Genomic DNA, 22,973 nt, shown 5'->3' on the forward strand with positions numbered 1-22,973 from the left:
CCTGTTACTCGATGAATGCGCTCAGCAGCCCGACCGGCAAGATCATGTCGAAAGCATGGCGAAAGGTCAGGTACACAACGATAGACGTTGTCACAGCGATCGCCCCGTACAGGGGGTAGCTGATCTTCTTGTCACCTGGGGTCAGCACAATGAACTGCGCGAACAGGTAAACCACCGTCATGAGGGGGAAACCGACGGACTCCAGCAGTGCCGCGTAGGCCACGATCAGGCCCAGGGTTTTCCAGACCGTGCGGTAGTCCGCCGTGTCCTGTTTGCCGGACTGCTTGGCACCTGCCCGCTTGAAGGCCTCCCTGAGTTGCAGAACGCCCAGCAGGCACATCGTGGTGGCCAGCACATAAGGGACGAAGGCTGCGTCGATGAATTGTTTGCGCGGAATGGCGCTTGTCAGATACAGATAACCGATACCAATCAGGAGGAATATCGCCCCAACGACGATCTCCCGTTTTTTGATGTTGTCCATGGTGAAGCCTTGAGAGAAGAAAGGACAGGTGCGTGAAGCGCGCTGTAGCGCGCTTGCACCCATGTAGTGAGTCGGTGTGGCTTACTTCTTCTGACGCAACACGTCTTTGTACTGCAGGAAGTCGTCACGTACCTTGTTGAGCATGTCGTTGGCTTCCTTGGTGTGCAGGAAAGACACCGGCTGCTTGAACCCCTCTTCCAACGCCTTGGCGTAGGCGGGTTCTTTGGTGATCTGTTGCATCACGTCAGCCATTTTTTTGATGATGGCCGGGTCGGTGCCCTTGGGGAAAGCAATGACGTAGGGTTTGCCCATGTCCAGAGAAATGCCCTGGTCCTTGAAAGACTTGATGTCACCCAGCAGCGGGTTGTGGGCGTCGTTGTACTGCGCAATCATGGACATGTCGCCCGTGGCGGCATAGTCTTTGACCGGACCAAAGGAGATCGAGGACAAGTCGATGCGCCCACCGAGCAGCGACGTGATCTTGTCGGCAGCGGAGCCGACATCGACAAATTTCAGCTGGATGCCGGCCTTTTTCTGGAAGATCAGGCCTTGCAGGTGGGAGTAGCCACCCATTTCAGTACCGTAGATCACGGTGCCAGGGGCTGCCTTGGCTTTCTCGGTGATCTGCTGAACGGTTTTCAGACCGGATTTTTTGCTGCCAATCAGAACCACACCCTTGTCGATGGCGGGAATGCAGGCCACATCGAGCTTGGCATCAAACTTGTGGTCACTCATGCCCGACACTTCGTTGACGATCAACATGCCGGTATGGGCGAAAAACAGTGTGTTGCCATCAGGTGAGGCACCTTCCACCTGCGACATGCCAATCGTGCCGCCACCGCCGTTGACGTTGGTGACCACCATCGGTTTGCCTGTGATCTTCTCGAAAAAACGCGCCATCTGGCGGGCGTTGAAGTCGGTGTCACCACCCGCGCCAGCGGGCACGATCACCTGCACAGGGCGGGTCGGCCATTTGGTCGCGTCAGCGGCAAAGGCGCTGCCGAGAGCAGTTGTGATGCCGACAGCCGCCACGGCTGCAGCCAGAAAAGTTCTACGAAACGTCATCATGATCTCCGGTTGGTAGGTGAGAAAAAAGAAAGTGACAGGACTAAACGGCGCCGTGGGTTTCAAGGTACACGGCGTAAAGAGAATGGCTGCTGGCCATGTACAAGCGGTTGCGCTTGGGGCCGCCAAATTCGAGGTTGGCACAGCGTTCGGGCAGCTTGATGAAGCCGATGGCTTTGCCTTGGGCGTTGAAGACTTTCACGCCATCCATTTCTTCGGAGTTGCCCGTGGGCAAATGGGCTTTCAGGCCACCACCGACATCGGTTGCTTCGGCGGCAAACGCACCGCTGTGACCCCAGCCGCACCACAGATTGCCGTCGCGGTCGACCCGGAAGCCGTCCAGGGAACCGGTGCCGTTGGCGTCAATCAGTTTGGTCTTGTTGCTCACCGTGCCATCCGCGTTGACATCAAAGCTCCAGATGCTGCGGTTGGGGGTGCCTTTCCACTCGACCACATACAGCTTGCTCTCGTCGGGTGAGAAGGCCAGACCGTTGGGGTTGACCAGGTCGGTGATCACCGCCGTGATCTGACCGCCTTTGGCGATGCGGTAGACATTGGTGCTGGCCTGCTCGGGTTTGGCACGTGAGCCTTCCCATTCACCGTTGATGCCAAACAGTGGGTCGGTGAACCAGACGCTGTCGTCTGACTTGACCACCACATCGTTGGGCGCGTTGAGGCGTTTGCCTTCAAAACGGTCGGCCAGCACTGTTTTTTTGCCGTTTTTTTCGGTACGAACCACGCGCCGTGTGACGGAGTGTTCACACGTGATCAGACGGCCTTGGCGGTCCCGCGTGTTGCCGTTGGCATAGTTGACGTTTTGCTGGTACACGGAAAATTTGCCGGTGGCCTCATCAAACTTCATCAGCCGGTTGTTGGGAATGTCACTGCACAGCAAGTAGCCTGGTTGGCCCGCCACCACATTGGGGAAGTAGGCCGGGCCTTCGGCCCAACGCATGCCGGTGCCAACCTGCTCCACCGTGCTGCTGTAGAGCCGGTATTTGGCAAAGCTGGGGTCCAAGATCAACACCGACGGGTCTGGGTAGCGCTGGTTGGGGCTGAAGCTGAAGGCTTGCGCCAAAGCGCTTGTGCTGGCAGCTGCCAGACTGGTGCTGGCGGCCAGCTTCAAAAAGCGGCGGCGCGGGTTGATCGAGGTCTCTTGCATGGGTTGTCTCCTGGCATAGCTCGGTTGGAAGATGGACGCTGGTGTGTTGCTCTTTGTGGGGCTATCGCCCTCTTGTGGCAGGTTATTCATCAGGTCACTGGACGGAAATGGTTTAACGCTTTACAGTTCGATATCGGCTTAACTTGTCAGTTGTATGTTGTCTGACGAGTTAAATTGTGATCCGCAGAAATCAGGGAGTCAATCGTTTTTTTATGGAATCATGGAAAACCCCTAGTACCCCGGCGAGCCGTCAGCGGCGGCCGCGTGGGCTGGTGCAAGAAATCGTCAACAGCCTGGCTGCCAGCATCCGCGAAGGTGCCATCAAACCGGGTGACAAACTGCCCACGGAGTCGGAAATCATGGCCCGGTTTGAGGTCAGCCGCACGGTGGTGCGCGAAGCCTTGTCCAATTTGCAGGCCTCGGGTTTGGTGGAAACCCGCCACGGCATTGGCACTTTTGCTCTGGCGCTGCCCGATACCAGCAACTTCAGAATCACCGGCTGCGATTTTTCAACGCTGGCCGATGTGATTGCTTTGTTGGAGTTGCGCATCAGCCTGGAGACCGAGGCCGCTGGCCTGGCTGCACAGCGCCGCACCGATGCCAATCTGGCCGCCATGGAACTGGCCCTCAAGGCGTTTTCGGATGCCATCGAGCACGACTCCGAGGCTGTGCCCTCAGACTTTGCGTTCCACATGGAGGTGTCTCGGGCCACGGGCAACCGCCACTTTGCCGACCTGATGACCTATCTGGGCACCATGATCATCCCGCGAACCCGGATCAACACCTCGAACAGCGCGCCAGAAGGACGGCTGAAGTATTTGCAGCAGGCGCATGGTGACCACGAAAACATTTTTAACGCGATCCGCAACCGTGATTCGGATGGCGCGCGCGCCGCGATGCGCACCCATCTGAGCAACAGCCGCGAACGCCTGCGTCGGGCGCAGCTCAGTCAGGTGCAGTGATCGCCATCGTATCCATAGCATGTTTCCCTTTTGGTGTAAGGGCTGCAGGCAAAAAAAAGCCACTTTTCTGAATGGTGGTCCATGGGTTGTGGCGCGACCCAATTTCCCCTTTTTCATATGTAAACGGCTTGTCCACAAGCTGTGATGGTGCTGGGTCCAGGGTTGCTTGAGTCTGGGCGCAGGCTGGCAGCTACGGCACCCGGATGAGGGTTGTCCCTCTTGTCAATATTGAGTCTTTGGTTGTACGATGTCTGCTAAGTTAATTCTTCCATCAACCTCCATCCATTGAGAAAGAGCGTCGTCATGCCAGCAGTTGCCCCTCATCACACCCCCGTTGTCACCCACATGCGTGTTGTCCCGGTTGCCGGGCACGACGGCATGTTGCTCAACCTGAGCGGGGCACACGGGCCATTTTTTACCCGCAACCTGGTCATCCTGACCGACAGCTCGGGCCACACCGGCGTGGGTGAGGTGCCTGGTGGTGAAAAAATCCGCCAGACGCTGGAAGCGGCGCAAGACATGGTTGTTGGCCAGTCGATTGGCCATTGGAATCAGGTGCTCAATAGCCTGCGTGTCGCTTTTGCCGACCGCGACAGTGGTGGCCGTGGGCAACAGACCTTTGACTTGCGTGTCGCCATCCATGCGGTCACCGCCGTCGAAAGTGCCCTGCTGGACCTGCTGGGTCAGCACCTGGGTGTGCCGGTAGCGGCCTTGCTGGGCGAAGGTCAGCAACGCAGCAGCGTGGCGGTGTTGGGTTACCTGTTTTATGTGGCTGACCGCCAGCAAACCGATTTGCCCTACCGCAGTGAACCCGACCAGGCCGACGACTGGCTGCGCCTGCGCCACGAAAAAGCCCTGGACGCCCAGGCGGTGGTCAGGCTGGCCGAAGCGGCTTATGCCCGTTATGGCTTCAAGGACTTCAAACTCAAGGGCGGCGTGCTGCGCGGTGAGGAGGAAATGGAAGCGGTCGAGGCCCTGCATGCACGTTTTCCTGACGCGCGCATCACGCTTGATCCGAACGGTGGCTGGCTGCTCAAAGACGCGATCCGTCTGTGCCGTGACCACCGCGATGCCTTGGCCTATGCCGAAGACCCATGTGGTGCCGAGGGTGTGTTCTCGGGGCGTGAAGTGATGGCTGAGTTCCGGCGCGAAACCGGTCTGTTGACCGCCACCAACATGATTGCCACCGACTGGCGCGAAATGGCGCACTCGGTGGCCTTGCACAGCGTGGACATCCCGCTGGCCGATCCCCACTTCTGGACCATGCAGGGCTCGGTACGGGTGGCGCAGTTGTGCCAGATGAACGGGCTGACCTGGGGCTCACATTCCAACAACCACTTTGACATCTCGCTGGCGATGTTCACCCATGTGGCTGCCGCAGCACCGGGCAAGGTCACCGCGATCGACACCCACTGGATCTGGCAGGACGGCCAGCGCCTGACCAAAGAGCCGCTGCAGATTGTGGACGGCAACATCACCGTGCCGGTCAAGCCGGGGCTGGGTATTGAGCTGGACATGGTGGAGGTGGAAAAAGCCCATCAGCTGTACCTGCAGCATGGCCTGGGTGCGCGTGACGATGCCATCGCCATGCAGTACCTGATTCCCGGCTGGAAGTTTGACAACAAACGCCCGAGCCTGGTGCGCTGACTGGCGCTGTTGCAACCAGCATCAGCAACAAGCTGACGCATGCGCGATCTTCATCAACAGCCATCCATGCGCACAGCGCGCATCCATTTTCCAAAGCATGTGATGCGACTGTGCGAGCGCGGGTTCCTGGATCGCAAGTGGCGCCCTCGGCCGCTTGCACCCTCGCTCTGTCGAATGCGCAGCAGCGCTAGCGCCTGACTTTCTGATCAGCTCGCCGACAAGCTCGGCTTCATTTGGCCTACACGTGTGATCGCGTCAGAAACCATCGAGAGGTACTCCATGAACAACTTGAAAATCTCCACCCGTTTGTCCCTTGGCTTCGCGGTCATCACACTTGCTTTTCTGGTGTTGTCCTCGTTTGCCGCGTGGCGGATCCACCAGGTATCGCTGGCCACTGCACACATGGAATCGGAGACAAAGCTGTTGGACCTGGCAGAAAAATGGCAGGCTGACATCCGAGAGAACTCCGCACGCGCTCTGGCCATGGCTTATGGCCCGGGCACGGTGATGCTGGCTTTTTTCAAGGACGACGTCGATGCCACCACCGCGCAGACGGTTGCCACTCAGAAGAAGTTTCTGGAGCTGGCCAAGGATGAGGGCATCCTCAAGCAGGTTGGTGTTGTGGATCAGGCAAACAAGGCCTATCTGGCGGCGCGTGAAGACGCCATTGCGCTGAAGGACTCCGGTGACAGCGCAGGGGCGCAGGAGCTGGTGCGCAACACATTTGCCCCGGCCGCTGCCGAGTACGTCCGCGCCACCCAGGCCTTGGTGAACGGTCAGATATCCAGCATCGATAAAACCCAGGATGACATCGAAGCCATCTTCAGCCAACTCTACCTCGTTGGCGGCGCCCTGCTGGCCCTGTGTGTGGGCATCGCTGTTTTTGCCAGCTGGAGCATCTCCCGCGGCATTGCCCAAGGCATCACGTTGGCCAGCAGCGCTGCTGAGCGTTTTGGTGAGGGTGACTTGAGCCAGACCCTGCCACAAGACGGCAAAGACGAAATCGCCCACTTGTTACAAGCCCTCTTCAAAATGCAGACCAATCTGGTCGGTGTGGTCCAGCGCGTGCGCCAGGGCTCAGAGTCGGTGGCCACCGCCAGCGCCGAGATCGCCCAAGGCAACCAGGACTTGTCTTCGCGCACCGAGTCCCAGGCCAGTGCATTGCAGGAGACCGCCGCCAGCATGGAGCAGCTCAGCTCCACCGTCAAACAAAACGCCGACAACGCCCGCCAAGCCAACCAACTGGCCCAAAACGCCAGCTCTGTGGCCATCAAGGGCGGCGAAGTGGTCGCCCAGGTGGTTGACACCATGAAAGGCATCAACGAGGCGTCACGCAAGATCAGCGACATCATCAGCGTGATCGATGGCATTGCCTTCCAGACCAACATCCTGGCCTTGAACGCGGCGGTGGAAGCCGCCCGTGCTGGTGAACAAGGCCGTGGTTTTGCGGTGGTGGCCTCTGAAGTGCGTAGCCTGGCCGGACGCAGTGCTGAAGCTGCCAAAGAAATCAAGACCCTGATCAGCGCCAGCGTGGAGCGGGTCGAACAAGGTACAGCCCTGGTCGATCAGGCCGGTGCCACCATGACCGAGGTGGTGGCTTCTATTCGCCGGGTCAATGACATCATGGGAGAGATCAGTGCGGCCAGCAATGAACAAAGCCAGGGTGTGAGCCAGGTGGGAGATGCGGTGACACAGATGGACCAGGCCACCCAGCAAAACGCGGCCCTGGTGGAAGAGATGGCGGCAGCGGCGAGCAGCCTCAAGAGCCAGGCGCAGGATCTGGTGCAGACGGTGGCGGTGTTCAGGCTGGGGGCGGGGGAGAGCGGCAGCATCATCCCTTTATCGATGGCTTCAACGCCTGATCAACGGCACAAAGCAGCTGGTCTGTCGTTGGTGGCGCCTGCTTCAGTCTTGCCATCGCCAAGCGCTACCTGATTCCAGCTCGGAAGTGTGACAAAAAGCGCCTAAGCCGGGGGTGCTGATCCCAAAGGCTGGCCGTCAAACACGGCGGGCCTCAGCAAAAAAAACCCACCGGGGTCGAAACACCCGGTGGGCCAACTCTCTAGGAAGCACTCACAAAATACCTGTTGCAGGCACGCGGCCTGCAACGCGCCAGACCTTATCGGCCGTAGGCTGTTTCACCGTGGGAGGTGATGTCCAGACCTTCGCGTTCGCTTTCTTCGCTGACACGCAGACCAATGGTCATGTCCACAATCTTGTAGGCCACGAAAGACACCACACCCGACCAGATCACGGTGGTCAACACCGCCTTGGTTTGTACCCAGACTTGGGCTGCGATGGAGTAGTCGGCCGATGTCACCATGGTGGCCGTGACCCAGTCGGCCACGTAGCCGGGGCCGCCCAGGGCGGGGCTGTTGAAGACACCGGTCAGGATGGCACCCAAGATACCGCAGACACCGTGCACACCGAACACGTCCAGCGAGTCATCAGCACCCAGGATCTTCTTGAGACCATTCACACCCCACAGGCCGGCAAAGCCAGACAGGAAACCAATCACCAGCGCACCACCAATGCCGACGTTGCCAGCAGCGGGTGTGATGGCGACCAAGCCCGCCACACAACCGGAAGCCGCACCCAGCATGGAGGCTTTGCCGCGCATCAGGGTTTCACCGATACACCAGGCCAGGATGGCCGCAGCGGTAGCACCAAAGGTGTTGATGAAGGCCAGAGCCGCAAAACCGTTGGCTTCCAGCGCAGAACCGGCGTTGAAACCAAACCAGCCCACCCACAGCAAGGAGGCGCCGACCATGGTCAAAGTCAGGCTGTGAGGCGCCATCGATTCCTTGCCGTAGCCGATGCGTTTGCCAACCATGTAGGAGCCCACGAGGCCAGCCACAGCGGCGTTGATGTGCACCACCGTACCACCCGCGAAGTCCAACGCACCCCATTGCCAGATCATGCCGGCTTTGCCGGTCATTTCTTCCGCCACAGCTGCGGCGCTGTAGGCATCCGGGCCCATCCAGAACCAGACCATGTGGGCAATCGGGGCATAAGCAAAGGTGAACCACAACACCATGAAAGCCAGCACCGCAGAGAACTTCATACGTTCGGCAAAAGCGCCCACGATCAGCGTGCCGGTGATGCCGGCAAAGGTGGCCTGGAAGGCGGCGAACACAATCTCAGGAATCACCACGCCCTTGCTGAAGGTGGCGCCGTTGGCAAAGGTGCCAGCAACGTTGTCCCAGATGCCCGCCATGAAGAGTCGGTCAAAGCCACCAAAGAACGCATTGCCCTCGGTGAACGCCAGGCTGTAGCCATAGATGAACCACAAGACCACAATCATCGAGAAGGTGACCATGACCTGCATCAGCACCGACAGCATGTTCTTGGAGCGGACCAGGCCGCCGTAGAACAGCGCCAGACCGGGCACTGTCATCAAAATCACCAGCAGGGTGGAGACCATCATCCAGGCGGTGTCGCCCTTGTTCGGAACAGGTGCTGGTGCAGCAGCGGGCGCAGCAGCCTCGGCAGCGGCCGGGGCTGCCGCAGCGGCAGCAGCAGGTGCCTCAGCAGGCGCAGCGGCCACCGGAGCAGCGGCGTCAGGGGCTGCCGGTGCAGTGGTGGTGGCAGCAGCTTCGGAGGTGGTTGGGGCGGGGGCCTGCGCCAAAGCAACGGCGCCGCCAAGCAACAAGCTCATGCCCAACGCAAGGGATGCAAGTAGTTTTTTCATGTTGTGGATCTCGTGTGAAGTGAGAAGTGGGCGTCAGAGCGCTTCCTTGCCGGTCTCGCCGGTGCGGATGCGGATCACCTGCTCAACCGGTGTGACAAAAATCTTGCCATCACCAATCTTGCCGGTGCGTGCTGCGCCTTCGATGGCTTCGATGACCTGGTCGAGCATCTCGTCAGACACGGCGGCCTCAACCTTGACCTTGGGCAGAAAGTCCACCACATACTCTGCACCCCGATACAGTTCGGTGTGTCCCTTTTGGCGACCGAAGCCTTTGACTTCGGTGACAGTGATGCCCTGCACGCCGATGGAGGAGAGCGCTTCGCGCACCTCATCGAGCTTGAAGGGTTTAACAATTGCAGTGACAAGTTTCATGAGTTCTCCTTGGCTTGGAAAGAGTGGGTCACACTCGGCGGGTTCAGAGTCATCGGCCTCTCCAACAAGTGGGTTGACGAGCATGTAAAGCAGGGTTCGTGCCAGACGCCTGGATTTGCCTGGCTGGAGCCCTGCAAATCAGCACGAGATCTGTGGGTTAAGATATCTGTATAAATAACCAGTAAGCACCACCATGGTGCATCAATCGGACGCATTGCCTGTTGGCAGCGCACCGTTTTAGTCAGGAGGTTTCATGAGTCTGTCTTTGGTGCAAAGCCGGGCCCTGCTGGGCCTGGATGCGGCCGCCGTGACGGTCGAAGTCCACTTGGCCAACGGTTTGCCGAGTTTCACCTTGGTGGGTTTGGCTGATGTTGAGGTGAAAGAAGCGCGTGAGCGGGTGCGCTCGGCCATCCAGAACTCGGGGCTGGAGTTTCCGAGCAACAAAAAAATTGTGGTCAACCTGGCGCCAGCCGATTTGCCCAAGGACTCGGGCCGGTTTGATCTGCCCATAGCGCTGGGCATTTTGGGCGCCAGTGGCCAGATTGATACTGCGGCGATGGCGGGCTGGGAGTTTGCTGGCGAGTTGTCACTGTCGGGTGAGTTGCGCCCGGTGCGGGGTGCGCTGGCTATGAGCCTGGCCCTGCATGGCAGTGGTGTGGTCACCCAGCTGGTGCTGCCACCCGAGAGCGCCGAAGAGGCCGCCCTGGTGCCCAGTGCCCAGGTGTACCGCGCCCGGCATTTGCTCGATGTGGTGCAGCATTTTTTACCGACTGCTTCAGAAAACAGAGCAGCTGAGCCAGGTGAAGGATGGGCTAGAGTCGATTCTGCGCCTTGTGTGCAAGCGGCTGACTACCTCGATCTGGCCGATGTCAAAGGCCAGCTTGGGGCCAAACGGGCGCTTGAGATTGCTGCCGCCGGTGGCCACAGCCTGCTGTTGATGGGGCCACCGGGCTCGGGCAAATCGATGCTGGCGCAGCGTTTTGTCGGTTTGCTGCCGCCCATGACCACCGATGAGGCCTTGCAAAGTGCCGCCATGGCCAGCCTGGGCGGGCGTTTTTCTCTGGCCAGCTGGGCGCGCCGACCCACCTGCCAGCCGCACCATACCGCGAGTGCTGTCGCTTTGGTCGGTGGCGGTTCGCCGCCGCGCCCCGGAGAAATTTCGCTGGCGCATCATGGGGTCTTGTTTTTGGACGAATTTCCGGAATTCCCGCGCGCCGCTTTGGAGGCGCTGCGTGAGCCGCTGGAGACCGGCACCATCACCATCTCAAGGGCGGCGCGGCGCAGTGAGTTCCCGGCGCGTTTCCAGCTGATTGGTGCCATGAACCCTTGCCCCTGTGGTTACCTGGGCTCCAACCAGAAGGCTTGCCGTTGCACCCCTGACCAGGTGGCGCGTTACCAGGGCAAACTCAGCGGCCCGCTGGTGGACCGCATTGACTTGCATGTGGAGGTGCCCGCCGTGACGTCCAACGAACTGATGCAGGCGCAGCCGGGTGAAGCCAGTGCGGTGGTGCAGGCCCGTTGTATCGCTGCACGGGAGCGAGCCATGGCCCGCCAGGGCAAAACCAACCAGGCTTTGCAGGGGCAGGAGATCGATGAATTTGTGCTGCTGGACGAGGCGGCCGCCAAGTTTTTGAACGTGGCCGCCACCCGCTTGGGCTGGTCAGCGCGCAGCACCCACCGGGCGCTCAAAGTGGCGCGCACCATTGCCGACCTGGCCGGTGCACACAGCACCCAGGTCACCCATGTGGCCGAGGCCATGCAGTACCGGCGGGCCCTGAAGGCGGCCTGAGGGCTACAGATTGGGCGCCAGCAGGCGCTGCAGGTCTTTGGCCTCCAGGCCACGGCGCTGTGCCATGTCCTGCAACTGGTCGTCACCAATCTTGCCCACGCTGAAATAACTGGCCTGCGGGTGGCCGATGTAGAAACCGCTGACGCTGGCGGCCGGCGTCATGGCCAGGCTCTCGGTCAGGCTCATGCCGATGTCTTCACATTGCAGCAGCGCAAACAGCTCTTTTTTGACACTGTGGTCGGGGCAGGCCGGGTAACCTGGCGCCGGGCGGATGCCGCTGTATTTTTCGGCAATCAGCTCCTGCGGGCCCAAGGCCTCAGACGGCGCATAACCCCACAAATCGGTGCGCACTCGGTGGTGCAGGTATTCGGCAAAAGCCTCGGCCAGCCGGTCGGCCATGGCCTTGAACAGGATCGCGCTGTAGTCGTCATGGGCGGCAATGAACTGCTGCTCTTTTTTCTCGACACCCAGGCCGGCGGTCACCGCGAACACACCCACATAGTCTTGTCGGTTAGGGGGTGCGACGCCGGATGATGCGGGGTCTTGTAAGTTTTTTTGGCAAAACCCCAAGTCAAGGCCTGTAGCCCTCGTATCTTCTAGGTTGGATGCTACGTCGTCAGTAGCAATGTCTTTTGGCGCCACAAAATCCGCCAGGCAGCGGTTGGGCAGGTAGCTGCCATCGTCCTCGACCTCGCGCGCGGTTTGTTGGCGCAGGCCGTACCAGGTCAGGGCCACGCTGCTGCGGGTGTCGTCGGTGTAGAGCACGATGTCGTCACCCACCGCGTTGGCCGGGTACAGGCCCACCACCGCGTTGGCGCTGAGCCAGCGGCCTTCGATGATTTTTTTGAGCATGGCCTGGCCGTCGGCGTAGACCTTTTTGGCCTCAATGCCCACCACCTCATCCTCCAGGATCGCCGGGAACGGCCCGGCCAGGTCCCAGGTCTGGAAGAACGGGCCCCAGTCGATGTAGCGGGCCAGCTCAGCCAGGTCAAAGTTTTTGAACTCACGTCGGCCAATGAACTTCGGTGTGGTGGGCTGGTAGGCCGCCCAGTTGATGGGGGTCTTGTTGGCACGTGCCTTGGCCAGCGGCCACAGCGGTGTCTGTTTTTTGTTGGCGTGTTGCTGGCGCACCTTGTCGTAGTCGGTCTGCAACTCGGCCAAATAGGTATCGGCATGCTCACCCAGCAGGCTCTGCGCCACACCGACGCTGCGTGAGGCGTCGGGCACATAGACCACCGGGCCCTCGTAATGCGGCGAAATCTTCACCGCGGTGTGTACCCGGCTGGTGGTGGCGCCGCCAATCAGCAGCGGGATTTTTTTGATGCGGAAGTAGTCGTCCTTTTGCATCTCACCGGCCAGGTACTGCATTTCCTCCAGGCTCGGTGTGATCAGGCCGCTTAGTCCAATGATGTCGGCGCCCTCGGCCTTGGCGCGTGCCAGGATCTCGTGGCAGGGCACCATCACACCCATGTTGACCACGTCAAAGTTGTTGCATTGCAAAACCACGGTGACGATGTTTTTGCCGATGTCATGCACGTCGCCCTTGACGGTGGCGATGACGATCTTGCCCTTGGTTTGCACGTCGCGCCCGGCGGCTTCGTCGCGGCGTTTTTCTTCCTCGATGTACGGAATCAGGTGCGCCACGGCCGACTTCATGACCCGGGCGGACTTGACCACCTGCGGCAGGAACATCTTGCCCTGGCCAAACAGGTCACCCACGATGCTCATGCCCGCCATCAGCGGGCCTTCGATCACATGTAGGGGGCGGCCACCCTTGGCGACGATGGCCTGGTACGCCTCTTCGGTGTCTTCGACGATGAAGTCGGTAATGCCGTGCACCATGGCGTGGCTCAGGCGCTGTTCCACCGTGACCGGGTGTTCAGGCGTGCCGCGCCATTCGAGCCTTTTGCTCTCGTCCTTGGCGCCGCTTTTGGCGGTTTCAGCTATCTCGACCAGGCGCTCACCGGCGTCGGAGCGGCGGTTCAGCACCACGTCTTCAACACGTTCGCGCAGAATGGGCTCCAGGTCGTCGTAGACCCCGACCATGCCAGCGTTGACGATGCCCATGTCCATGCCGGCTTTGATCGCGTGGTACAGGAACACGGTGTGGATCGCCTCGCGCACCGGGTCGTTGCCCCGGAAGGAAAAACTCACATTCGACACGCCGCCGCTGACCTTGGCACCCGGCAAGTTTTGCTTGATCCAGCGCGTGGCGTTGATGAAGTCGACCGCGTAGTTGTTGTGCTCTTCGATGCCGGTGGCAATCGCGAAGATGTTCGGGTCAAAAATGATATCTTCCGGCGGGAAACCCACCTCGTCCACCAGGATGCGATAGGCGCGTTCACAGATTTCGATCTTGCGCTCATAGGTATCGGCCTGGCCCTGTTCGTCAAAGGCCATCACCACCGCTGCGGCACCATAACGGCGCAGCAATTTGGCGTGGTGCTTGAAGGCGTCCACCCCTTCCTTCATGCTGATCGAGTTGACCACCGCCTTGCCTTGCACACAACGCAGGCCAGCCTCGATGACACTCCACTTGCTGGAGTCAATCATGACCGGAACCCTTGATATGTCTGGCTCAGACGCTATCAAATTCAGGAATTTCACCATGGCCGCCTGGCTGTCGAGCATGGCCTCGTCCATGTTGATGTCGATGATCTGGGCGCCGTTTTCCACCTGCTGGCGCGCCACACTCAGCGCCTGGTCGAACTCACCGTTGAGGATCATGCGCGCAAAAGCCTTGGAGCCGGTCACGTTGGTGCGTTCACCCACGTTAACAAAAGTGGCGCTTGGCGCAGTGTCAGCCGCTGCGGCGATGCCAATGGTCAGAGGCTCCAGGCCGGACAGTTTGAGGGGGGGTACAACAAAATCGGACATGCAACTCACCTGTGAAATTCATAAAGTCAGGTGAGCGTCGTTGTGTAAATCCAAGCCTGACGGGTTGTGTGGCCCGCTGCAACGCTCCTTGGAAGGCGCCGATTTTAGCGGCGAGGCCCTTCACATCACACGCAGCGTGTTGCGGCCCTATCCACCACACCGGGATCGCTGGCTGGCCTGCCCGGTGGTTTGCCGTGTGAATCGCTGCGGATAGCAGCAGGGTATTGGGGGCAAACTGCAAGAAAGGGCTTCCCAAGCGGCTTGACAGGTAAGATTCGCACCCTGTCAAACTGCACGTCCTTGCCTTGAGCCGTGGTTGTGGTGTGTCAATGTCTTACCCGGACCTGTGTTCGCTTTGAGAGGCTTGTTGGATGAACTTGTATTCGTCGTTGACGTTGCGTCAGTGGCTGACTGTGCCATTCACCGTCCTGATGGTCGGTGTGGTGGTGCTGACGGGCACCTTGTCGTACTGCACCGGCAGTCAGGTGGTCAATACGGTGTCGCAGCATCTGCTGCAGGAGATGGTGGCCCGCGTAGGCCAGGCTGTTGACCGGCATGTGGTGGGGTCGGCTGCGGTGTTGGAGGCGGCCTTTCCTACAGGCTTGGTGGTGCCCGATACCATCGACGCCGAGCTGGACACCCTACGCAACCGGTTCTGGATCGCCACTTCTTTGCACACCGATCCGAACAACTTCGTCTATTACGGCAACCACCACGGCCAGGCCATTGGTTTGTTGCGTCTGAGTTCCGGCGAGGCCGAACTGCGCTACAAGTTGCGGGCTGATCAATTCCGTGGTTTCAGCCGTTTTAGCGGGATCAACGGTGCGCTGGGGCCAAAGACGTTCGAAAAAAAGCTCTTTGATCCGCGCGAACGCCCCTGGTACAAAGCGGCAGAGCGCAGTGTGTCGTCGGCCTGGACCGCGATCTACATCGACTTCACCACCGAAGAGCTGGTGGCCACCCGCGCCCGGCGGGTGCTTGATGCCCGGGGTGAGATGCAAGGGGTGGTGGCCACCGACATCTCGCTGCAGCGGCTGAACTTGTTTGTCAGCAACCTGTCCATCAGCAGTCATGGTGTGGCCTTCATCATCGAGCCCGATGGCAAGTTGATTGCCTCGTCCAGTGGGCCCAATATCAAACGCCTTCCTGGTGGGGGCAGTGAACGCCTGATGGCCATCGACAGTGTCAATCCCCTGCAACGGGCGGCCTACCAGCAGGTTCGGGATCGGCTTCAGTCAGCCAGTCTGGGTGTTGGCCCGCGTGCGCTGGTGTTCAACGGTCCGAACGGCGGGGCGGTTGAGATGGCGTTTGACCGCGTGCTGGACCATGCGGGCCTGGACTGGTTGATCGTGGTGGCGGTTCCGCGTAGCGATTTCATGCAAGGCTTCACTGCCAACATTTTCCGTACCGCTTTGATTGGTTTGCTGGGTGTGATGGCCGCAGTGTTTCTGGGTTGGCATATTGTGGGTTGGGTGGGGCGTGACATCAAGCGTTTGACCGAGGCGGCCAAGCTGGTGGGGGAGGGGCGCCTGGAGGCGCCGCTGGAGGTGTATCGCAATGACGAAATTGGGGTGTTGGCCAGCACCTTCCGCAGAATGCAGTACCGGTTGCGAACCGATGTGCTGACCGGTCTGAGCAACCGTGAGATGTTGCTGCACAGCATCACCCAACGCATCGAGCATAAACGGCGCCAGCTTGACGCCTTGTCGTTTGCGGTGTTGTTCGTGGACCTGAACAACTTCAAGCTGATCAATGACCATCTGGGGCACGACGCTGGTGACCGGGTGCTGATGGAGATTGCCACGCGCCTGAGCAAGGCGGTGCGCCCCGGGGATGTGGTGGCGCGGTATGCGGGGGATGAGTTTGTGCTGCTGATCAATGACATTCCGTCTCGCCAGGTGGCGGATCAGGTGCGCAAAAAGCTCGAGGCCACACTGCTCGAGCCGGTGCAGCAGGTGGATCTCGGCGCGGTGCCAGAAGGCGCCGGGTTTGGTGGGGCGGTGGGTCTGGCGATGTACCCGCTGGACGGTGACACCGCCGAACTGCTGATCGCACGGGCCGACCAGGAAATGTACGAACGTAAACGGGCCTGGCGGCTGGACGCCTGACCCGGCTGGGGAACGCCGTGTTTGGGCCGCTGTAGCCGGCGGCCTGATCATTCAGGTGCTCAGACCTGCTCCCACTGCCCGCTCTGGTCTGACTTGAACAGCGCATCGATGATGCGCATGTTGCAGATCGCGTCATCGAGCCCATAGGGCAGGGGAATCTCACCTCGCACCGCTTGTGAAAATGCGTCCCCTTGCAGGGTGTACATGTCACATGCTGGCAGTGTTTCGCGCACCGCCGACACACCGCCGATCTGGCTGCCGTTGTCGAGCAACAGGTCGGTTGTGCCACCTAGGGGGGCGTTGAACGGGATCACCAGCTCCAGGCGTTGTTTGGTGCCTATTGCCTGGACACGTTGGAACGGTACCGACTGGGTCGACACGGTGAAGTCCAGCCGCCGCCCGCCGCCAAAGTCGAGCAGCGCGCTGGTCGTGCGGTCGGTCTGGAACTCCGGGTCGCGGTCAATCAGTGTGATCACGCGCAGTGGCTCGGCCTCAAACAGAAAACGCCCGGCCACGATGGCGTAACAACCAATGTCGTAGAGGGCGCCGCCGCCCACGTCGGCGCGGTTGCGGATGTTGTCGCTCTGGCGGTTGAAGTACGAAAAAAACGCTTGTACCGTGCGCAGCTCCCCCAAAGCACCGCTGCGCACCAGCTCGCGCGCACGCTGCCACTGCGGGTGAAAACGCACCATGAACGCTTCCATGATGTGCACCTGGCCCGCCACCTCTCGCAGTTGCTCGGCTTCCTGTGCGTTCATCGAGAAGGGTTTTTCACACAAGACATGTTTACCTGCGCGTGCGGCCGCCAGTGTCCAGGCCACATGCTGGTCGTTGGGCAGCGGGTTGTAAATGGCCTCGATCTCGGGGTCGGCCAGCAGTTCTTCATACGAACCATAGGCTTTGGGGATGCCCAGGTCGGTGGCCACTTTCTGCGCGGCATCCAGTGAGCGCGACGCAATGGCGCCTACCTGGCTCCAATGGCCCTTTTGCAACGCCGGGATGACTTTTTCGCGACCGATCTTGGCGGTGCTGAGCACGCCCCAGGTAACTTTTTTCATGGCAAGACTGACCTTGTGTTGTGGTTGTGGAGGCCGCTTTATACCAAGTAAAGCCGTGGTCAGGTGACATCTGGCGGCCAGGCCGCAGCAGCCGTCATGGCGTGCGCAGGCGCTTGTCAGATGCCTGCGATGCAAAGCCCGTTAGCTATTGCAAACTAGCGTGACTTTGTTAACGCTATGTGCTTCTAATCCAAGCTTTTACTGGGTATGTTGCTACTTAAAATGACTGTCTGTTGGTGCTTGAGTTGTGGTGGCCGCAGCGGCGGGCAGGGTGCCGTGGTGCGGCGCACTGGCCAAACTCAGTCACATCACGGCGGCCTGAACAGGCATAACAACAAAACTGTCCGGGCGGTTTGAACGCCACTTCTTCTCTATGCAAACCATGAACCTTGAGCGGGCCGGAACACGTGGTCAGTTGTGGCTGTCTGCCAGCCGGGATGGCATGGTCATGCTACTTCCCCTCACATTCATCCGCGTCGTCATCACGATTGTCTTGAACTTTCCGTGGAACGATTGGCCCCACGCATGGGGGATGCAGTCGACAGCGGCCTGGCTGCTGGTGGCCGCCCGGCTGGATGCCTCGTTGGGCGTCATCATGGGTCTGGGCATGGCGCTGTGTGTTGGCAATCGGCTCTATGTGGCTTTGAAACGTGTGGAAAGCAGCTGGATGACGCCCATGCTGGTTAATCTCTTGTGTCTGGTGAACTTTTCAGTCGGCATGGTGTTTCTGGTGGGGGGGCTGGAAAACTCGCTGGGGCAATCACTGCTGTTGGGGATTCTGACGGGCATCCTCACGGTTGAAGTATTTCATGTCTACATTCGACTGATGCCTGGTTTCACACGTCTGGTGGGACTGGACGGCAGCTTGCTGTTCAGGCGTTCTTTTTACCAGTTGGGTCCGGCTGCGTTCGTCTGTGTTGTGACGACCCTGCTGATCGCACTGTTGTCGCAGCTGGGCACTGGCTTTGCACATCTGCTGCAGATGCTGCCAGCGTTTGAGCCCCTCAGGCAGGGTGGGGCGTATGCACTGAATCTGCTGATTGTTTTGGTCAACCAGCTGCTGTGGTTGGTTGGTTTGCATGGTGGCATCCTGGTGGAAGCCTTTGGCAGCGGCTTGTTGGCCAAACCCGATGTGGTGTTTGATGCCCACTTGGCTTCTGCGAACTTTGTCAACACCTTTGCTTACCTCGGCGGCTCCGGCGCCACCTATGGTCTGCTGCTGGCGATGTGGCTGGTGTGCAAGGACGCCCAGATGCGGCGGCTTGGCAAGTATTCGGTGGTGCCTGCGGTATTCAATGTCAATGAAATCCTGGTGTTTGGCTTGCCCATCATCTTCAGCCCGATCCTGCTGATGCCATTCCTCCTGGCGCCGCTGGCCTGTGCCCTGATTGCCTTGTTGGCGCACAGTGCCGGCTGGTTGGTGTTGTCCGGGCAAGCCGTCACATGGAGTACGCCGATCTTCATCTCCGGTTATGTGGTGTCTGGTGGGTTCGTCGGCGTGTTCACACAGTTGTTGGGGGTGTTGGTCAGCACCGCCTTGTATTGGCCTTTTGTCAAGCGTCTGCAAGCTGAGCGGAGTCGGGTTCATGCGGACACGGTGACCCAGGCCTTGGTGCAGCTGTGCCATCTGGAGGCGCCTCGGCGCCAGGTCCTCCAGCGGTTTGATGAGTTGGGCGATTTTGCGCGGGCATTACATGCCGATTTTGAGGCCGCCCTGGGCACACCGCAGGTGTTTCAGGTGTACCAGCCCAAACACGATGTGCGGGGGCGGGTCTGTGGTGTGGAGGCCTTGCTGCGTTGGAATCATCCTGTGCATGGTGCCATCATGCCTGCGGCGATCATCAATGTGGCGGAAGAGACGCGACTGATCAACCAGATTGGTAACTGGAGTCTGGAGACCGCCTGTGCGGCGCTGCAAGGTTGGAAAGACCAGGGCGTTCAGGGCATTTGTATGTCGGTCAACCTGTCGCCCGTGCAGCTGGATGACGCGAGCTACGCGGCATTTGTGGGGCGGTGTCTGGCGCGTTTTGGCCTGAGCCCCTCCGAGCTGGAGCTGGAGGTCACCGAGGGCCGCACCTTGGCCACGACACCGCAGGCCGATGCCACACTCAGAAAGCTGAGTGCGCTGGGGGTGCTTTTGTCCGTCGACGACTTCGGCATGGGTAGCAGTTCCCTGTTGTACATGCAGCGTTTTGAGGTCAGTGCAATCAAGATTGATGGGAGTTTGACCCAGGACGTGATGAACAACAGCGTTTGCTCGGACATCATTCGGAGCATTGGCATGCTGGGCAAGAAGCAGGGGGTGCGGGTGGTGGCCGAGTTTGTCGAGACCGCTGCGCAGCGTGACAAACTCGCGCAACTGGGTTGTGACGAGTTTCAGGGCTACCTCTATAGCCCTGCCATCAGTTCAAAGGCGTTTTTGGTCTATTGGCACCAGCAAGAAGGCCGGACGTTTCCCGAGACGAGGCAAGTGAGCTGTGGGAATGCGGCCCCACACGCAGGGTGAGGGTGGCCGGCGTGGTAGATGGCATAGGTTGGTCCACACTTTGTGTCGGTCAATTTTTCAGATGTTTTGTGCCTCTAGCCCTTTTTTTTAAAAGGACTAGAGGCTATTTAATCTATAGCGATATGTCTGCTGCAGCTGGCTCTGGTCAGCACAAAGCGCCATCGTTCACTTGGTTCAGCCAGGCTACATCGACAGAAACTGCCGCAGCTCGGGGGTTTTCGGGTGGTTGAAGATTTCGTCGGGCGTGCCCGCTTCGTGGATCAAACCCTGGTGCATGAACACCACGCGGTCGCTGACCTTGCGGGCAAAAGCCATCTCATGGGTGACCAGAATCAGCGTCATGCCATCGGCCGCGAGCATTTCCACCACCTGCAGCACCTCGCCCACCAGCTCCGGGTCCAGCGCCGAGGTGATCTCGTCACACAACAACACCGTGGGTGACATCGCCAGCGCACGGGCAATCGCCACACGTTGCTGCTGCCCGCCGGACAGTTGATCGGGCATGCGGTCAAACAACTGCCCGAGGCCGACACGCTCCAGCAAGGCCTGGGCCCTGGTGCGTGCGTCGTCCTTGGGGATGTTTTTGGCCAGGGTCGGGGCCAGCATCACATTGCGCCCGGCGCTCAGGTGCGGAAACAGGTTGAAGCTTTGGAAAATCATGCCGACCTGCTGGCGCAGTTCCCGCATGGCGTTGGCGTCGCCATGTTTCAGCGCCTGGCCGTCAACCGACAGGCTCCCGCGCTCAAAACTTTCCAGCCCGTTGATACAACGCAACAACGTGCTTTTGCCCGAGCCACTTTTGCCAATGATGCAGACCACTTCTTTGCGGCCCACTTGCAGGTCAATGCCTTTGAGCACTTCGGTGGCGCCAAAACTTTTGTGCAGACCCTGGATGTTGACCAGAGCAAAAGGCGGGTTGGGTGTTTGTTGGGTCATAGTTCAGGCCAGACGGCGGTTTTCCAGGCGCTGACTCCACCACGAGAGCGGGTAGCACAGGACAAAGTACAACAGGCCCACAAAACAGTAGGCCAGAAACGGTTGGTAGGTGGCGTTGGAGATCATCTGGCCGGCTTTGGTCAGCTCGACAAAGCCGATGACCGAGGCCAGCGCCGTGCCCTTGATGATTTGCACCAGAAAACCCACGGTGGGTGCAATCGCCACCCGCAACGCCTGCGGCAAGATCACATAGCGCATCTGCTCGGTGTAGGTCAGCGCCAGGCTAGTGGAGGCTTCCCACTGACCTTTGGGCACCGCGTTGACACAACCGCGCCAGATTTCGGTGAGGTAGGCACTGGCGTACAAGGTCAGGCAAATGGCGGCAGACACCAACGGCGAGGTGTCCATACCCAGTAGTGCCAGGCCAAAGTAGACCAAAAACAGCTGCATCAGCAATGGGGTGCCCTGGAAAATCTGCACATACCAGGCTACCGCCGTGGGCACACCCGGCAGCTTGGTAAAACGCAGCATCAGCAGGCCCAGACCGGCCAGGCCGCCGCCGATGAAGGCGATCAGCGAGAGCGCCACCGTCCAGCGTGCGGCACCCAGCAAAAAGGTGAAGATGTCCCAGAGAGAAAACTGAACCATGGTGGCCTGCTTGTTAACGTCTGGCAAAAATGAAACGTGGCCCGACCCAGTACAACAACTGGCGCAGCGCGATCGCCAGCAGCAGGTAGATGGCGGTCACGATGATGTAGGACTCAAAACTGCGGAAGGTGCGGCTGGAGATCAGGTTTGCCGCCTGCGATAATTCTTCGGCCGAGATCTGCCCACACACGGCGGAGCCCAGCATGACGATGATGATCTGGCTCACCAACGCCGGCCAGATGCGCGCCAGTGCCGGTGGCAGCACCACGTGCGAGAAGGTTTGCCAGGGCGTGAGCGCCAGGCTCAAAGCCGCTTCGAGCTGACCTTTGGGCGTGGTCTGCAGGCCGGCACGAACAATCTCGCAGGCATAAGCGCCCAGGTTGAGCACCATGGCCAAGATACAGGCGACCTCTACCGACAGACGCAAGCCGAGCGAGGGCAGGCCGAAGAAGATAAAAAACAGCTGAATGATGAACGGTGTGTTACGCACCAGCTCCACATAGGCGCCCACCCCCCGCTTCAAGAGCGGGCCACCATGCAGCCGCGCCCAGGCACAGGCGGTGCCCAGCAGTGCACCCAGCACTGCCGAGAAAGCGGTCAGGATGACGGTGAGCACCAGCCCACGCAACAGCATGGGCCACTGGGCCAGGACGGTGCCAAAGTCAAATTCAATCATGGTGATTCTGGGGCTGGCGAGGCGTTGCTGTTTAGTCAGGCAACACGCCGGTGCCGCGGCCCAGCCATTTTTGGGAATATTGCTCCAGCGTGCCATCGGCCTTGGCGGCGCGCAGGATCTCGTTGACCTTGGTTAGCAGCGCTGTTTCACCCTTGCGCACACCAATGAAGTTGGGCGAGTCTTTCAGCAGCAGCTTGTATTCGGCCTGCATCTGCGGGTTTTTCTGAATCGCAGCAGCAGCCACGGCAGCGCCGGTGGCTAGCAACTGGGTTTGTTGCGACAGGAAAGCGGCGACGGTGGTGGAGTCGTCTTCAAAGCGTTGGATTTTCAAAGTGGGCGGGGCCACTTTTTGCAGTACATCGTCCTGGATGGTGCCGCGAGTGACGGCAATACTCTTGCCAGCCAGGTCGTCAAAACTCTTGATGCTCAGCGTCTTGGGGCCAAACACCGCTTGAAAGAAGGGTGCGTAGGCGATGCTGAAGTCGATCACTTTTTCACGCTCCGGGTTTTTGCCCAGGGCCGACACGATCAGGTCGATCTTTTTTGTCTGCAGGTAGGGGATGCGGTTGGGGGTGCTCACCGGCACGAAGTCGGCTTTCACGCCGAGTTTGTCGGCGATCAGTTGGGCCGTGGCCACGTCCACACCGGTGAGTTTGAAGTCGGGCCCCATGTAGCCATAGGGCGGGAAATCGGAAGCCACACCCAGGGCAATGGACTTCTTGGCCAGCACCGCAGAGAGCGAATCATCGGCCGCATGGGCGGGGTTTGCCAGGGACAAAACAGCAGCAGCCAACAGGCCAGCCAGGGTGGAAATCGCTTTGAATGTCATGGGGGGTTCCTGTAAAAAAATGGGACACCTTGACCTAATTGCAAGATGTGTGCCGCCTGATTCCTACCTGGCACTGCCCTTGCAACAGATCGTGGACAATATGAAAAAGTAGTTCCAAAAATACAAAATATGAAAAGTAATTTTCTTAATGGTGCGCCATTTGCCC

Annotated in this window: 17 protein-coding genes and 1 riboswitch; of the genes, 6 read left to right on the plus strand and 11 right to left on the minus strand. The window is 59.7% G+C overall.

The window, feature by feature from the left end; all coding sequences use genetic code 11:
* Positions 1-4 precede the first annotated feature (4 nt).
* From KKO72_RS15345 to KKO72_RS15355, 3 genes are all read right to left on the minus strand, one after another.
* The gene (locus tag KKO72_RS15345; protein ID WP_214940356.1) at positions 5-481 is read right to left on the minus strand and encodes a tripartite tricarboxylate transporter TctB family protein; all 477 of its coding nucleotides are present in this window, start codon (positions 479-481) and stop codon (positions 5-7) included.
* Between the two features lie 81 nt (positions 482-562).
* Positions 563-1,546 carry a tripartite tricarboxylate transporter substrate binding protein gene (locus tag KKO72_RS15350; RefSeq protein ID WP_214940359.1) on the minus strand — a complete coding sequence of 328 codons (984 nt, stop codon included), beginning with the start codon at positions 1,544-1,546 and terminating at the stop codon, positions 563-565.
* Between the two features lie 43 nt (positions 1,547-1,589).
* On the minus strand, positions 1,590-2,708 hold the full coding sequence (locus KKO72_RS15355) for an SMP-30/gluconolactonase/LRE family protein (RefSeq protein ID WP_214940364.1): 1,119 nt from the start codon (positions 2,706-2,708) through the stop codon (positions 1,590-1,592).
* Positions 2,709-2,920: 212 nt separating this feature from the next.
* On the opposite strand from KKO72_RS15355, the gene KKO72_RS15360 reads away from it, so the two are divergent.
* The 3 genes from KKO72_RS15360 to KKO72_RS15370 all read left to right on the plus strand — a co-directional run bounded on the left by KKO72_RS15360 (position 2,921) and on the right by KKO72_RS15370 (position 7,252).
* On the plus strand, positions 2,921-3,670 hold the full coding sequence (locus KKO72_RS15360; RefSeq protein WP_180124915.1) for a FadR/GntR family transcriptional regulator: 750 nt from the start codon (positions 2,921-2,923) through the stop codon (positions 3,668-3,670).
* A 303-nt stretch (positions 3,671-3,973) separates the two neighbouring features.
* On the plus strand, positions 3,974-5,317 hold the full coding sequence (gene gudD / locus KKO72_RS15365) for a glucarate dehydratase (RefSeq protein WP_214940379.1): 1,344 nt from the start codon (positions 3,974-3,976) through the stop codon (positions 5,315-5,317).
* A 279-nt stretch (positions 5,318-5,596) separates the two neighbouring features.
* Entirely contained in the window at positions 5,597-7,252 is a 1,656-nt protein-coding gene (locus KKO72_RS15370; RefSeq protein ID WP_214940382.1) for a methyl-accepting chemotaxis protein, read from the plus strand.
* A 184-nt stretch (positions 7,253-7,436) separates the two neighbouring features.
* Here the strand turns inward: KKO72_RS15370 and amt are convergent, their stop codons facing one another.
* Both amt and glnK read right to left on the minus strand, forming a co-directional pair.
* On the minus strand, positions 7,437-9,008 hold the full coding sequence (gene amt / locus KKO72_RS15375) for an ammonium transporter (RefSeq protein ID WP_214940385.1): 1,572 nt from the start codon (positions 9,006-9,008) through the stop codon (positions 7,437-7,439).
* A gap of 33 nt (positions 9,009-9,041) precedes the next feature.
* The gene (glnK, locus tag KKO72_RS15380) at positions 9,042-9,380 is read right to left on the minus strand and encodes a P-II family nitrogen regulator (RefSeq protein WP_078365450.1); all 339 of its coding nucleotides are present in this window, start codon (positions 9,378-9,380) and stop codon (positions 9,042-9,044) included.
* A 253-nt stretch (positions 9,381-9,633) separates the two neighbouring features.
* On the opposite strand from glnK, the gene KKO72_RS15385 reads away from it, so the two are divergent.
* The gene (locus KKO72_RS15385; protein ID WP_214940388.1) at positions 9,634-11,169 is read left to right on the plus strand and encodes a YifB family Mg chelatase-like AAA ATPase; all 1,536 of its coding nucleotides are present in this window, start codon (positions 9,634-9,636) and stop codon (positions 11,167-11,169) included.
* 3 nt (positions 11,170-11,172) lie between these two features.
* On the opposite strand, the gene KKO72_RS15390 is transcribed toward KKO72_RS15385, so the two are convergent.
* A complete protein-coding gene (locus KKO72_RS15390; protein WP_214940391.1) occupies positions 11,173-14,046 on the minus strand; it encodes a vitamin B12 dependent-methionine synthase activation domain-containing protein in 2,874 nt (957 codons plus the stop codon).
* A gap of 25 nt (positions 14,047-14,071) precedes the next feature.
* Positions 14,072-14,142: riboswitch (S-adenosyl-L-homocysteine riboswitch) on the minus strand.
* Between the two features lie 275 nt (positions 14,143-14,417).
* Between KKO72_RS15390 and KKO72_RS21295 the strand changes: the two genes are divergently transcribed.
* Complete coding sequence (locus KKO72_RS21295) at positions 14,418-16,154, plus strand: diguanylate cyclase (RefSeq protein WP_214940406.1); 1,737 nt, start codon at positions 14,418-14,420, stop codon at positions 16,152-16,154.
* A 59-nt stretch (positions 16,155-16,213) separates the two neighbouring features.
* Here the strand turns inward: KKO72_RS21295 and KKO72_RS15400 are convergent, their stop codons facing one another.
* Complete coding sequence (locus KKO72_RS15400) at positions 16,214-17,212, minus strand: Gfo/Idh/MocA family protein (RefSeq protein ID WP_214940409.1); 999 nt, start codon at positions 17,210-17,212, stop codon at positions 16,214-16,216.
* 373 nt (positions 17,213-17,585) lie between these two features.
* On the opposite strand from KKO72_RS15400, the gene KKO72_RS15405 reads away from it, so the two are divergent.
* A complete protein-coding gene (locus KKO72_RS15405) occupies positions 17,586-19,718 on the plus strand; it encodes an EAL domain-containing protein (RefSeq protein WP_214940411.1) in 2,133 nt (710 codons plus the stop codon).
* Positions 19,719-19,901: 183 nt separating this feature from the next.
* Here the strand turns inward: KKO72_RS15405 and KKO72_RS15410 are convergent, their stop codons facing one another.
* From KKO72_RS15410 to KKO72_RS15425, 4 genes are read right to left on the minus strand one after another with little or no spacing between them, the layout of a single operon-like run.
* Positions 19,902-20,654, minus strand: a complete 753-nt coding sequence (locus KKO72_RS15410) for an amino acid ABC transporter ATP-binding protein (protein WP_251140697.1) — start codon at positions 20,652-20,654, stop codon at positions 19,902-19,904.
* Positions 20,655-20,657: 3 nt separating this feature from the next.
* A complete protein-coding gene (locus KKO72_RS15415) occupies positions 20,658-21,302 on the minus strand; it encodes an amino acid ABC transporter permease (RefSeq protein WP_214940415.1) in 645 nt (214 codons plus the stop codon).
* A 13-nt stretch (positions 21,303-21,315) separates the two neighbouring features.
* Positions 21,316-21,978 (minus strand): amino acid ABC transporter permease, encoded by a 663-nt coding sequence (locus tag KKO72_RS15420; RefSeq protein WP_214940420.1) that lies wholly within the window; start codon positions 21,976-21,978, stop codon positions 21,316-21,318.
* A gap of 31 nt (positions 21,979-22,009) precedes the next feature.
* Positions 22,010-22,807: a transporter substrate-binding domain-containing protein gene (locus KKO72_RS15425; protein WP_214940423.1), complete on the minus strand. Its 798-nt coding sequence runs from the start codon at positions 22,805-22,807 to the stop codon at positions 22,010-22,012.
* Positions 22,808-22,973 lie beyond the last annotated feature (166 nt).

It is taken from the genome of Rhodoferax sp. U11-2br, from assembly GCF_018619435.1.
GTDB lineage: Bacteria > Pseudomonadota > Gammaproteobacteria > Burkholderiales > Burkholderiaceae_C > Rhodoferax.

What these genes read in the sequence shown, in the direction of transcription:
- KKO72_RS15345 (WP_214940356.1), bottom strand. Translation starts at nt 481, where the DNA reads ATGGACAACATCAAAAAACGGGAGATCGTCGTTGGGGCGATATTCCTC.
- KKO72_RS15410 (WP_251140697.1), bottom strand. Translation starts at nt 20,654, where the DNA reads ATGACCCAACAAACACCCAACCCGCCTTTTGCTCTGGTCAACATCCAG.
- KKO72_RS15425 (WP_214940423.1), bottom strand. Translation starts at nt 22,807, where the DNA reads ATGACATTCAAAGCGATTTCCACCCTGGCTGGCCTGTTGGCTGCTGCT.
- KKO72_RS15360 (WP_180124915.1), top strand. Translation starts at nt 2,921, where the DNA reads ATGGAATCATGGAAAACCCCTAGTACCCCGGCGAGCCGTCAGCGGCGG.
- gudD (WP_214940379.1), top strand. Translation starts at nt 3,974, where the DNA reads ATGCCAGCAGTTGCCCCTCATCACACCCCCGTTGTCACCCACATGCGT.
- KKO72_RS15405 (WP_214940411.1), top strand. Translation starts at nt 17,586, where the DNA reads ATGCAAACCATGAACCTTGAGCGGGCCGGAACACGTGGTCAGTTGTGG.
- KKO72_RS15370 (WP_214940382.1), top strand. Translation starts at nt 5,597, where the DNA reads ATGAACAACTTGAAAATCTCCACCCGTTTGTCCCTTGGCTTCGCGGTC.
- KKO72_RS15385 (WP_214940388.1), top strand. Translation starts at nt 9,634, where the DNA reads ATGAGTCTGTCTTTGGTGCAAAGCCGGGCCCTGCTGGGCCTGGATGCG.
- glnK (WP_078365450.1), bottom strand. Translation starts at nt 9,380, where the DNA reads ATGAAACTTGTCACTGCAATTGTTAAACCCTTCAAGCTCGATGAGGTG.
- KKO72_RS15420 (WP_214940420.1), bottom strand. Translation starts at nt 21,978, where the DNA reads ATGATTGAATTTGACTTTGGCACCGTCCTGGCCCAGTGGCCCATGCTG.
- KKO72_RS21295 (WP_214940406.1), top strand. Translation starts at nt 14,418, where the DNA reads ATGAACTTGTATTCGTCGTTGACGTTGCGTCAGTGGCTGACTGTGCCA.
- KKO72_RS15355 (WP_214940364.1), bottom strand. Translation starts at nt 2,708, where the DNA reads ATGCAAGAGACCTCGATCAACCCGCGCCGCCGCTTTTTGAAGCTGGCC.
- KKO72_RS15350 (WP_214940359.1), bottom strand. Translation starts at nt 1,546, where the DNA reads ATGACGTTTCGTAGAACTTTTCTGGCTGCAGCCGTGGCGGCTGTCGGC.
- KKO72_RS15400 (WP_214940409.1), bottom strand. Translation starts at nt 17,212, where the DNA reads ATGAAAAAAGTTACCTGGGGCGTGCTCAGCACCGCCAAGATCGGTCGC.
- amt (WP_214940385.1), bottom strand. Translation starts at nt 9,008, where the DNA reads ATGAAAAAACTACTTGCATCCCTTGCGTTGGGCATGAGCTTGTTGCTT.
- KKO72_RS15415 (WP_214940415.1), bottom strand. Translation starts at nt 21,302, where the DNA reads ATGGTTCAGTTTTCTCTCTGGGACATCTTCACCTTTTTGCTGGGTGCC.
- KKO72_RS15390 (WP_214940391.1), bottom strand. Translation starts at nt 14,046, where the DNA reads ATGTCCGATTTTGTTGTACCCCCCCTCAAACTGTCCGGCCTGGAGCCT.